The organism is Cryobacterium sp. M96 (genome assembly GCF_002929845.1).
In the GTDB taxonomy this organism is placed as follows: Bacteria; Actinomycetota; Actinomycetes; order Actinomycetales; family Microbacteriaceae; genus Cryobacterium; species Cryobacterium sandaracinum.
On record NZ_PJJS01000015.1, the window covers coordinates 1 to 11464 of the forward strand.

The following is an 11464-nucleotide window of genomic DNA, read 5'->3' on the forward strand; positions in this document are numbered from 1 at the left end:
TGACAGTCAGAAACCTAGACAGGAAGCGGCGTGCGGCCGTTAAGGCGCTCCGAAACACCCACGGATACAGCAGGGGAGCCAGAATCTTTCGAAAAACGACTGTTTTGTCGTGTTTGGGAGTGGTTCGGGCAAAATCTCCGTCGAATTCGTTCGGGCCGGAGTTGCTGCACCGGGTCAGGCCGACCGAAAGGCAGGCTCACTCAGCCGCGGGGGATCAGGCGAAGAGGGCGGCACCCGCGTAGGAGCCGCGGGCGGCCCCAAGCGGCCCCGGGCGGGACGGCGCAGAGGGCTGACCCGACGTGGCGGATGTACTCGTTCGGAGCGTCGTGCCGGGCCAGGCGCACGTGCGCTGTCGCGCCGATCAGCGGCAGGTCTGCCCGGCCGGTAAGGGCGAAGTCCGGAGCGGTGAACTCCGTGCCGCCCGACAGCGGGGCACCCTCGCCCTTCTTGCGGCCGAACACGGCCTCCTGCTCGCGCAGGATGGTGCGGTCCCAGGACTCGATGGTCATCCGGATGCGCCGGGCCACCAGATAGGAGCCGCCGGCCAGCCAGGCGGGCCCGTCTCCGCCGCCGACCCAGACATGGTCGGCGGCGGCATCCGGCTCCTCTGCCGTGATAATGGATGTGCCGTCCTTGAAACCGAAGTGGTTGCGCGGCGTGGCCGGCGCCGTACTCGTCGAGGAAGTGGGTCCGAACCCCAATTGAGACCAGCGGAACGCCGCGCGCCCGAAGGCGATGCGAGAGAGGTTGCGGCTGGCGTGCACGGCCACCTGCGGGTCGTCCACGCAGGCCTGGATGCCGAGGTCGCCGCCACTCCGTCCCGGCTCGAGCCTGTCCCCGGGGAAGTGCGGCATTCGACCAGCTCGACCGGGCTCCGACTCCCGATGCCGAAACGGTCGGCGCCGTCGATGCTCTCGAACAGGCTCGGGCCGAACCCGAACGTGATCGTCAGCCCGGAGGCCGGCAGGCCGAGCGCCTCGCCGGTGTCCTCCGGGGTGCGTCGTAAGGGCCGCTGACGGCCCGAAATCGCCGATGTCACACCCCATAGCCATGGCGGCGGCGGCATCGGTCCGGTCGCGGAGCAGTCGACCAACCCGGACCTGATGGTGCCCGCGGAAACGTCGAACGCCGAAGCCGAGCAGCCCGCGACGTGACAGGCCGCGCGACTGCTGTTGCCCGGTCACCTAGAGCACCAGGGTTGCGGTCCGCTGGTTGAGCGGTTCGCCGAGGGCGTCCACCTGGTCGGCGAGGGCCTCGATCTCGGCCTCGCTCAGCTCGGTGTACGGGGTGAAGCTGTCGCCGACGCGCTGGGCGTCCAGCAGTGTCTGCAGCGCGGCGAACTCGGTGTCGAGGCTATCGGCGCGGGCGGCATCCTTGTCGCCCAGGATGTCCCGCACGCCGGCGTAGAGCACCGCGGCACCGTCGACGTTGGCCTGGAAGTCCCGGAGGTCGGTGTGCGACCAGAACTCCTCCTCGTCGGTGACCTTGCCGGTGGCGACCTTGCCGGTGGCGACCTCGTCGAAAAGGCCGATCGCGCCGTTGGTCTGCTGCGACAGCGTGAAGGAGAGGGTCTGCACTTCCTCGTTCAGGGTCGCGGTGTCCTGCATCAGGCGGTCGGCGAGGCGTAGGCGCTCCGCGGCCGGATAGGCGAGAAAACCGGCCTCGGCGTCGGCCGGCCAGGGGTCCTTCTCGATTGCGTGCCAGTCGGTGCCGGTGACCAGCTGGGCCACCTGATCGCGCACAGAGGAGGCGTCGTTGACGTTGGCGGTCTCGATCTGCGCCTCGAGGTCGTCGTCGACCGCGACGATCTGGTCGGAGGCGGTGACGATGAAGCCGGCCTTGCCGATCCCGTCACCGGTCATGCCGGGCTTGCAGGCGGTGACGTATTCGCCCGCGGCCAGCTGCATGACCAGGTCGCGGGTGAGTCCCTGACCGATGTTCTCGGCCTCGCCGTCGATGCGCAGGCCGTCATCGGCGAGCAGGTAGAACTCCGTGACCTGGTCGCCCGAGTTGGTGATGCTGAAGCTGAGGTTTCCGACGGGGGCTTCCTTGGCCGAGACGGTGCCGGCATCCGCGCTGCTGTCGACCGTGAGGGACGCCCCGGCGGAACCGGCCGGGGCGTTGGCGACGCAGCCGGTGAGGACGAGCAGGCCGAACGCGGAAACTGCGGTGAGGGGAACGAGGCGGGCGTTCATAGGAGTCCCTAGCACAAGGTTCGGGAAGGGGCTGGGTCAGCGGGGAGCGCCGCGGTCTCGGCGGCGTGCTCGTACGCGGGGCTGGTGCTGGGACCACGAGGCCGAGCCCCGATCCCACAAGGGACCGGTCGATGCTGCGCCGGAGTTGGCCGGACAGGTTGCGGGCTCGCGCCAGCATCCAGAACGCCATCCAGGTCACGAGGCCCGTCGCCACGATCGACAGCACGCCGCCGATGGCCTCCTGGGACGCGAACGACAGGCCGTAGGTGCCGTTGGTGAGCTGCCCGCCGATGCCGAGCGCCAGCAGCACGGCGAGGCTGCATCCGGTCCGGATGCGCCGGAGCACGTCCCGGCGGCCGACCTTCACGACGTAGGCCACGAGGATGGTCACGATGAGGGCGACTTCGAGGCCTTCACGGAGGCCGATCAGGTAATTGCGCGAGCACAAGGCTTCCTGGGTTTGAGGGAGAAGTTTGGTAAGGCTAACCTTAGTATCCTGACTCCAGCTTCGGTTCTGCGATCGTGTCCAGCTATCATTCATGCGCGGGTGTCCGCCCGTCCCAACTCCGTGGAGCTCAGCAATGGTCATGTCCGGCAGCGCAGAACGAGTCGTGTTCGTGCACGACCGGCCCGGTCAGGAATCCCTTTTGACCGGCGGAACCATCGCCCGGCTGCGATCAGACGACGCCGAGGTCGTCGTTCTGTTCGGCTCCACGGACTCCCACTCCGCGGACGACTCCGACGTGCGCGCAGCCATGGCGGCGCTCGACGTAAGCGACTGGCGGATGCTGCCCGCGGCATCCGGGGCGCAGTCACTGGCCGAGGCCGTCGCCGACGTGCTCGCGGACGTGCACGCCACCGCGGTCGTGATCGGCGCCGACGACGACACCCTCCGCCGGGCGGCCGCCGGGGCCGCCGACAGCCTGAATGTGCCGGTCTTCGAGCACCGCCAGGTGACGGATGCCGTCGGCCAGCGGCTGGTCGCGATCGATGTGAGCGGCCAGGTCGACCAGAAGCTGCGCGCCCTCGCCGCGTATGCGCGCCGCTGGAGCGTCACCGACCACACCGTCGTGCCGGTCGAGTCGGTGGCCGCGGCCGACCCGGCCGACCCGGCCGACCCGGCGGACCGCCCGGTCACGATCGGTGGCACCGAGACCTTCCTGCGGCTGCCCCTGGCGCACGCTCCCGACCCGGACGCGACCCCCGGGCTGCTCAGCCGCGGCCTGGCCGCGGTCGTCGCCCTCCTGACCGGGGCCGCCTTCGGCGTGCTCGGCACGATCGCGCACCAGGCCACCCTCCCAATCGGGCCCGTGACGATCCCGATCGGGCTGATCCTGGCCCTGGCCGGAATCATGACGCTCCTGGCAGGTCTCCGTCTGATGCTGGGGGACCGCCTGGTCGTCTTTTCCTGCGCGATCGGCCTCCTCGGCACGATCTTCATCCTGTCTCTGCGCAGCACCGGCGGCTCTGTCCTGGTCCCCGAGGGGATTCCGGGTTTGCTCTGGACCGTCGTGCCGACCCTGGTGGCCACGATCGTGCTGGCCTGGCCACGAATCCCGGCCCGTCCGCGTTCGGCATAGACTGGATATTCGCTTGTGAAGGGAGCCCTCCAACGTGACATACGTCATTGCTCTGCCGTGCGTCGACGTGAAGGACCGCGCCTGCGTCGACGAGTGCCCGGTCGACTGCATCTACGAGGGTGACCGCTCGCTCTACATCCACCCCGACGAGTGCGTCGACTGCGGTGCCTGCGAACCGGTCTGCCCGGTCGAGGCCATCTACTACGAGGACGATGTGCCCGAGCAGTGGGCCGAGTACTACAAAGCCAACGTCGAGTTCTTCGACGACATCGGCTCGCCCGGCGGGGCGGCCAAGGTCGGCGTGATCCATAAGGACCACCCCATCATCGCCGTGCTGCCTCCCCAGGTCTGATTCAGCCATGCTGAAGCCGCTCCCCGACTACCCGTGGGACCAGATGGTCCCCTTCGCCGCCCGGGCCCGGGCCCATGCGGGCGGCATCGTCGATCTGTCGATCGGTTCGCCGGTGGACCCGACGCCCGAGGTCATCCGCCGAGCGCTGGCCCAGGCCACCGACGCCCACTCTTACCCGCAGACCGCCGGCACGCCGGAGCTGCGGCGGGCGATCATCGACTGGTACGAGCGCCGGCGCGGCGTCACCGGCCTCACCGAGAAGAACGTGCTGCCGACCATCGGGTCGAAGGAGATAGTGGCCCTGCTGCCCTTCATGCTCGGGTTCGGCGAGGGTGACACCATTGTGCATCCGCTTGCCGCGTACCCGACGTACAGCATCGGCGCGGCCATGGCCGGAGCGGACGCCCTCGCCGCCGACGACCCCGCCGACTGGCCCGAGACGACGAAGCTGGTGTGGCTGAACAGCCCGGGCAACCCGGATGGCCGGGTTCTCTCGGTCGACGCGCTGCGCACGGCCGTCGCGCGCGCCCGGGAACTCGGCGCGGTGATCGTCTCCGACGAGTGCTACGCCGAGCTCGGCTGGACCGACGGGTGGGATGCCCGGCCGACCCCGAGCATCCTGGACCCCCGCGTCATCGGGCAGGACCGGCACGATGTGCTCGCGCTCTACTCCTTGAGCAAGCAGTCGAACATGGCCGGCTACCGCGGCGCGTTCGCGGCCGGCTGCGCGGACCTGCTCGCCCGGGTGCTGACCGTGCGCAAGCATGCCGGCCTCATGCTTCCCGCGCCGCTGCAAGCCGCCATGGTGGCCGCGCTCGGCGACGACGAACACGTCATCGTGCAGCGTCGGCGCTACCAGGCGCGACGCGAGGTGCTGCTGCCCGCACTGGTGGCGGCGGGCTTCCGCATCACCCGCAGTGAGGCCGGGCTTTACCTCTGGGCGACCGAGGGGCGCCCCGCCTGGGAATCGATCGGGCGGCTCGCCGAGCGGGGTATCCTCGCCGGACCCGGTCCGTTCTACGGCGACGGCTACCCGAGACACGTGCGCTTCTCCCTCACCGCCACGGACGAACGCATCGCGGCGGCTGCGACTCGGTTGCACGCTGGCTAATGCCCCACTGTCGGGAAATGTCAACTCTCTCCAATGAAGAGTGGACATTCTTGGTGGATGCAACAGTAGGCGGTTGCGGCCATTAGGCTGTATCCGCGTTGACGTCTCCAGACACACCGGTGTGCTGTGGCCCATCGCCACAGACGGTCAGCCACCAGACGGTTAGGTAGTGATATCCAGTGACACTCAGTCAGACCCAGGGAGCCGCCGTGAGCGACATCGCCGAGCGAACGCCATCCATCGAACCCAAGCAGGCGACACTGTCGTTCCCCGGCGGATCCGCCGAGTTCCCGATCGTGCGCGGCACGGCCGGCGCCTCCGGCATCGATATCTCGACGCTGACCCGCAAATCGGGTCTGATCACCCTCGACTCCGGGTTTGTGAATACCGCGGCCACGCGGTCGGCGATCACGTTCATCGACGGCGAGAAGGGCATCCTGCGCTACCGGGGCTATCCGATCGAGCAGATCGCCCAGAACTCCAACTTCCTCGAGACCGCCTGGCTGTTGATTTACGGTTCCCTTCCTAGCGCGAGCGAACTCGAGGCCTTCGACACGCGCATCCGTCGGCACACCCTGCTGCACGAAGACCTGCGCCGCCTCTTCGACGTGCTGCCGTACAACGCGCACCCGATGGCTGTGCTCTCCGCCGGCACCTCGGCGCTGGCCGCGTACTACCAGGATGCGCTCGAGCCCAACGACCCGGAGCAGGTCGAGCTGGCCACCGTGCACCTGCTCGCCAAGCTGCCCGTGATGGCGGCGTACGCCTACAAGAAGAGCATCGGCCAGGCATTCCTGTATCCCGACAACTCGCTCGGCTACGTGGACAACTTCCTGCGGCTGATCTTCGGCACACTCGCCGAGCCCTACGAGGTGAACCCGGTCGTCAGTAAGGCCCTCGAGCGCCTGCTGATGCTGCACGAGGACCACGAGCAGAACGCGTCGACCTCGACCGTTCGCCTGGTCGGCTCCACTGAGGCGAACCTGTTCGCGTCGGTCTCCGCGGGCATCAACGCGCTTTCCGGGCCTCTGCACGGCGGCGCCAACGAGGCCGTGCTCAAGATGCTGGGCGAGATCAAAGCATCCGGCGAAGGCGTCGAGAAGTTCGTTGAACGGGTCAAGAACAAAGAACAGGGCGTTCGCCTGATGGGCTTCGGCCACCGGGTGTACAAGAACTACGACCCGCGGGCGACCCTGGTCAAGGAGAGCGCCGACGAGGTGCTGGCCGCACTGGGCGTCAAGGACGACCTGCTGGACATCGCCAAGGAACTCGAACACATCGCGCTCAACGACGACTACTTCCGGGAGCGCAAGCTCTACCCGAACGTGGACTTCTACACCGGCGTCATTTACAAGGCGATGGGCTTCCCGACCAGCATGTTCACGGTGCTCTTCGCGATCGGCCGGTTGCCCGGCTGGGTGGCGCACTGGCGCGAGATGAACGAGGACCCCACGACCAAGATCGGTCGCCCGCAACAGCTCTACATCGGGTCGCCGGCCCGCGATTTCCCGCGCCGCTAGCCGCCGCGAGGCACCGCGCGCCCCCGCTGCCGGGATCGAACCAATTCGACGGAGATTCTGCCGAAAATGCCGGTTTCCGGCCTGTCTAGGGCGATTTCGAGCGGAATCTCCGTCGAATTCGTCAGGGACCTGGGGCTGTAGTCGGGCGGCGCCTCGGCGATGATGGTCGGGTGTGTCGTTCCCACGCCACTCCCTTGCGACTGGCAGCGTACTCAGCGGAGGCGCCGCCGTGCGGGTTGTTTCGGTCGCGCTCGAGCGTCGGACCGGCCGCCCGGCGTCAGGCGTGCAGCTGGGCGTTCAGCACGATGCCGGTGCCGGTGCGCGCCAGCACCTCGACCGCGCCCGAGACCGAGTTGCGGCGGAAAAGCAGGTTCGCGACCCCGGAGAGTTCGACGGCCTTCACCGACGGCGTCGTGCCGTCGGCAGTGCGCGGCTGGCCCGGCAGCAGCACCTTGGTGCCGGCGGTCACATAGAGCCCCGCCTCGACGACGCTGTCGGCGCCGATCGAGATGCCCACCCCGGAATTGGCCCCGAGCAGGGCCCGTTCGCCGATGGACACCCGTTCGGTACCGCCGCCGGAGAGCGTGCCCATGATGGAGGCACCGCCGCCGATGTCGGCGCCGTCACCCACGACGACACCCTGAGAGATCCTGCCCTCGACCATCGAGGTGCCGAGGGTACCGGCGTTGAAGTTGACGAAACCTTCGTGCATCACCGTGGTGCCGGGGGAGAGGTACGCCCCGAGACGCACCCGGGACGCGTCCGCGATCCGCACCCGGTCGGGCGTGACGTAGTTCAGTAGCGGCGGGAACTTGTCGATTCCGGTCGTCTGGATGCCGTGGCGCTGCAGGGCCGGCCGCAGTCGGGTGAAGTCGGCGGGCAGCATCGGGCCGGCATTCGTCCAGACCACGGCGGGCAGGTGGCCGAAGATGCCGTCGAGGTTGAGGGTGTTCGGGCGCACCAGCAGGTGCGACAGCAGGTGCAGGCGCAGGTAGGCATCCGACGTTCCGGTAGGCGCAGCGGTGAGGTCGATCTCGATCGTCACGGCCTCGATTCGCACCATTCGCCTCGGGTCCACCCCGGCGAATTCCTCGAGTTCAGACGGCACGATCCAGCGGTCGCGGCCGGCCGGCAGGGTTCCGAGCCGAGGTTCGGGGAACCAGGTGTCCAGCACCGTGCCGTCGCCGGCGACGGTGGCGAGGCCGTAGCCCCACGCGTTCGAGGGGGAAACGGATGTCGGGGGCACGGCGGAGGTCATGGCTCTAGGTTAGTAGAGTGCCCCAAAACACCGTGAACCTGGACCTGTCCGCGACCTCGATCGAGCTCACCCGGGCGCTCTGCGACCTCGAGTCGGTGTCCGGTAACGAGGCCGCCATCGCAGACGCGGTGGAACGCGCGCTGGCCGGGTACCCGCACCTCGACATCATCCGCGACGGCGACACCGTCGTCGCCCGCACCAACCTGGGTCGGGCCCAGCGCGTGATCATTGCCGGCCATCTCGACACGGTCCCGCTGAACGACAACCTGCCGACCCGGTTCGAGACCATCGATGGCGTCGACTATCTCTGGGGCCGCGGCACCGTCGACATGAAGGCCGGCGTGGCCGTGCAGCTGAAGCTGGCCGCCGAACTGACCGCGTCCAGCGTCGACGTAACGTGGATGTGGTACGACCACGAGGAGGTTTCCGACGACCTCAACGGTCTCGGCCGCCTCGCCCTCAACCGGCCCGACCTCTTCGCGGGGGACTTCGCCATCCTCGGCGAGCCCACAAACAGCCAGATCGAGGGTGGCTGCAACGGAAACGTGCGCGTGGAGATCCGCACCTTCGGGCTGCGCGCCCACTCCGCCCGCAGCTGGGTCGGCGACAATGCCATCCACAAGATCGGGCCCGTCATCGACATCCTGGCGGCCTACGAGCCGCGGCAGGTCGAGGTCGAAGGCCTCGTCTACCGCGAAGGCCTCAACGCCGTCGGCATCGGCGGCGGCATCGCCGGCAACGTCATCCCCGATGAGTGCATGGTGCACATCAATTATCGGTTCGCCCCCAGCCGCACCTCGGCGGAGGCCATCGTGCACCTGGAGGAGCTCTTCGCGGGCTACGAGATCACCGTCGTCGACCGGGCCGAGGGTGCCCGGCCGGGCCTGGATGCCCCGCTGGCCCTGCAGTTCCTGACCGCGGTCGGCGGCGAGGCCAAGCCCAAGTACGGCTGGACGGATGTCGCCCGCTTCTCCGCCCTGGGCATTCCCGCCGTCAACTACGGCCCCGGCGACCCACTGAAGGCCCACGCCGACGACGAACGCGTCGCCCTGGCGCAGATCACGGACTGCGAGGACGGCCTTCGCGCGTGGCTGACCACAAGCGTCGGGTAGCCGTGGCGTCGTCCGGCTGGAAGGCCGGCTACCGGCTCACGCCGTGGTGGGCCCTGGTCGCCCTGATCTGGGCCGCGTCCCGGCTCGTCACGACCACCCTGGTGCTACTGCTTGCGAATGTGCAGGGCGCCAACCCGTGGACGGGCGTGTCACCCGGCTACGCGGAGTTCGCGAACATGTGGGACGCCCGCTGGTACAACATCGTCGCCGTCGCGGGCTACCCGTCGACACTGCCGCTCACCGCCGGCGGGGAGATCGCGGAGAACGCCTGGGCCTTTATGCCCGGCTACCCGGTGGTCGTGCGCCTGCTGATGGTGCTCCTCGGGCAGCCGTGGGCACCCGTGGCCGTATTCGTGTCCCTGGCCGCCAGCCTCGGCGCCGCCCTGCTGTTCTACCGGCTGATGCGCACTGTACAGGCCTCCGGGACGGCGTTGTTCGCGGTGGTGCTGTTCTGTGTGGCCCCGCTGTCGCCCGTGCTGCAGTTCGGTTATGCCGAGTCGCTGTACCTCTTCCTGCTCACGTTGGCACTTCTCCTGCTGCTCGAGCGGCGGTATGTGCTGCTGTTCCCGGTGATCGCCGTGATGGCGCTGACCCGGCCCAGCGGCCTGGCCTTCGCGCTCGCCCTGGGGCTGCACGTCCTGCACCGCTGGCTTGCCCGGACACAAGACCCGTTTTCGGTGCGCGAACGGTTGCTGGCGTCATCCGTTGCCGTGTTCAGCGGCATTTCCGGCCTGGCCTGGCCGGCCATCGCCTGGATCGCCACGGGGTCGATCACCGCCTACACCGACACCGAGCTGGCCTGGCGGTCGGCCTACATCGGCTACCAGGAACTCGTTCCGTTCACCGCCTGGTTCCAGGGCGGTGTCTGGTGGCTCGGGATGCCGCTGGGCATCATCGTTGTATCGGGGCTCATCCTGGCGTTCGGCCTGACCCTGTTGCTGCCGGCGGTGCGCCGACTGGGCACTGACCTGCGGTTCTGGCTCGCCAGCTACGGCCTCTACCTGCTAGCGGTGTTTTTCCCGCAGTCGAGCACCTTCCGCCTGCTGATGCCGATGTTTCCGTTGTTGGGTGCCGTGGCGCAGCCGCGGAGCGCCGTCTACCGGGTGGGCATCGTGCTGCTGTTCATCGCCGGACAGTGGGGCTGGCTCCTGCTGTGCTGGGGGGTCGACGGAGCGGACTGGACACCTCCCTAATTACAGTCTCAGCCCGTAATGGCAGATAATAGAAGTTCAGACGAATGAATGGAAGGGGAGTTCATGGCGGCCATGAAGCCAAGGACCGGAGACGGGCCAATGGAGGCTGTAAAAGAGGGGCGCCTTATCATCGTGCGTGTTCCGCTCGAAGGTGGAGGTCGACTTGTCGTCTCTGTGAACGACGCTGAAGCCAAAGAGCTTCACGATGCCCTCGCCGGTGTAGTCCAGCCGACCGTATAGTTCCAGGATCGGCCGCGCAGCTCAGGTTGTGCGGCCGATCTTTTTTGCCGACCTGGAGCGGATGGGTTTCCCGCGGACAGCCGTCGCACCGCCCGTAGGAGGTACCCGTCACCGGGCCCGCCACCCGCATCCGTCGGCACGTAGACGCGGAGAATCTTAGGAAACGCCGGTTTGGGCGCCATCAGTTCCGGCGTGTCGCGTATTTCTCCGAGTTGACGTCACGACGGATGCCCCGGGCTGGCTGCGCTCGCCGCCGGTGGTTAAGCGTGCCAAACCCGGCAGTCCAGCCTGCAAACCCGCGCCGCACCATCCGTGCCCCGCGCCGCCACCTCCTTCTGTCACCGAATCAATTAGAACAGGAAAACGAAACTCGACAGTCATCCTACCTCATCTATCGACTTCAACTTAGAACGTGTATACGATGTAGGCATGGCTGGAGCCCCCACTCCGCACCACCCCACCGCCTCACCGCAGGCGGTGCCGCCCCTCGCGCAGGCACCCCGTGCACAGTCACCCCTCGTGCAGCAGCTGCAGCAGGCCCGTGATCTGGCCGCGGCCGTGCTCGACTCGGTCTCCTTCTCGCTCCTGGGTGAGGCGGACGCGATGATGGTGCTGGGTACGGTTGAAGACCTCGGCCGTCGGGTCGATGCGGCCAGGGTCGCCTCTGCCGCCGACATTTCGGTGCGGTCCCGCCGCATCCTGGGCCATGAGTCCCTGGCGTATAAGAACGGGGCCAGCAGCGGCATCGATCTGATCACCCGTCTGACCCGCGTCTCTTCCCGGGAGGCGAACCGGCGGGTGCGCCTGGGCGAGAACGTGACGCCGCGCCGGGCGGGCACCAGCATGTTGCCGCCCTACTACCCGGCCGTGGCGGACGCCCTCACCGCCGGGGACCTCGGCGTG

General features: G+C 68.2%; 10 protein-coding genes and 2 pseudogenes. 8 read left to right on the top strand and 4 right to left on the bottom strand.

The genetic code is table 11. From position 1 onward, the window contains the following. Nucleotides 1-200 precede the first annotated feature (200 nt). The 3 genes and pseudogenes from CXY79_RS00270 to CXY79_RS00280 form a co-directional block, all read right to left on the bottom strand. A pseudogene (locus CXY79_RS00270) lies at nt 201-1066 on the bottom strand (Dyp-type peroxidase). 118 nt (nt 1067-1184) lie between these two features. Next, nucleotides 1185-2195 carry an EfeM/EfeO family lipoprotein gene (locus CXY79_RS00275; protein WP_104099172.1) on the bottom strand — a complete coding sequence of 337 codons (1011 nt, stop codon included), beginning with the start codon at nt 2193-2195 and terminating at the stop codon, nt 1185-1187. Between the two features lie 175 nt (nt 2196-2370). Continuing rightward, a pseudogene (locus tag CXY79_RS00280) lies at nt 2371-2784 on the bottom strand (FTR1 family protein); the annotation flags it as partial. Here CXY79_RS00280 and CXY79_RS00285 point away from each other — a divergent pair. From CXY79_RS00285 to CXY79_RS00300, 4 genes are all read left to right on the top strand, one after another. Then, nucleotides 2783-3775: a PIG-L deacetylase family protein gene (locus CXY79_RS00285; RefSeq protein ID WP_104099173.1), complete on the top strand. Its 993-nt coding sequence runs from the start codon at nt 2783-2785 to the stop codon at nt 3773-3775. The pseudogene CXY79_RS00280 and the gene CXY79_RS00285 overlap by 2 nt on opposite strands. A gap of 34 nt (nt 3776-3809) precedes the next feature. Beyond that, nucleotides 3810-4127 carry a ferredoxin gene (fdxA, locus tag CXY79_RS00290; RefSeq protein ID WP_104099174.1) on the top strand — a complete coding sequence of 106 codons (318 nt, stop codon included), beginning with the start codon at nt 3810-3812 and terminating at the stop codon, nt 4125-4127. Between the two features lie 7 nt (nt 4128-4134). Beyond that, a complete protein-coding gene (dapC, locus tag CXY79_RS00295; protein ID WP_104099175.1) occupies nt 4135-5238 on the top strand; it encodes a succinyldiaminopimelate transaminase in 1104 nt (367 codons plus the stop codon). Between the two features lie 239 nt (nt 5239-5477). Beyond that, complete coding sequence (locus CXY79_RS00300) at nt 5478-6758, top strand: citrate synthase (RefSeq protein ID WP_369827911.1); 1281 nt, start codon at nt 5478-5480, stop codon at nt 6756-6758. Nucleotides 6759-7035: 277 nt separating this feature from the next. On the opposite strand, the gene dapD is transcribed toward CXY79_RS00300, so the two are convergent. Then, nucleotides 7036-8016: a 2,3,4,5-tetrahydropyridine-2,6-dicarboxylate N-succinyltransferase gene (gene dapD, locus CXY79_RS00305; RefSeq protein ID WP_104099176.1), complete on the bottom strand. Its 981-nt coding sequence runs from the start codon at nt 8014-8016 to the stop codon at nt 7036-7038. A 17-nt stretch (nt 8017-8033) separates the two neighbouring features. Here dapD and dapE point away from each other — a divergent pair, with 17 nt between their 5' ends. From dapE to CXY79_RS00325, 4 genes are all read left to right on the top strand, one after another. Beyond that, nucleotides 8034-9128: a succinyl-diaminopimelate desuccinylase gene (gene dapE / locus CXY79_RS00310; protein ID WP_104099177.1), complete on the top strand. Its 1095-nt coding sequence runs from the start codon at nt 8034-8036 to the stop codon at nt 9126-9128. Next, nucleotides 9104-10321, top strand: coding sequence for a hypothetical protein (locus CXY79_RS00315; RefSeq protein ID WP_233191089.1), 1218 nt, complete (start codon nt 9104-9106; stop codon nt 10319-10321). Before dapE ends, CXY79_RS00315 begins: the two co-directional genes overlap by 25 nt. 63 nt (nt 10322-10384) lie before the next feature. Beyond that, nucleotides 10385-10561, top strand: a complete 177-nt coding sequence (locus CXY79_RS00320; protein ID WP_104099180.1) for a DUF3117 domain-containing protein — start codon at nt 10385-10387, stop codon at nt 10559-10561. A 429-nt stretch (nt 10562-10990) separates the two neighbouring features. Then, nucleotides 10991-11464, top strand: a 474-nt coding sequence (locus CXY79_RS00325) for a hypothetical protein (protein WP_369827910.1), incomplete at its 3' end; no start/stop codon positions are given.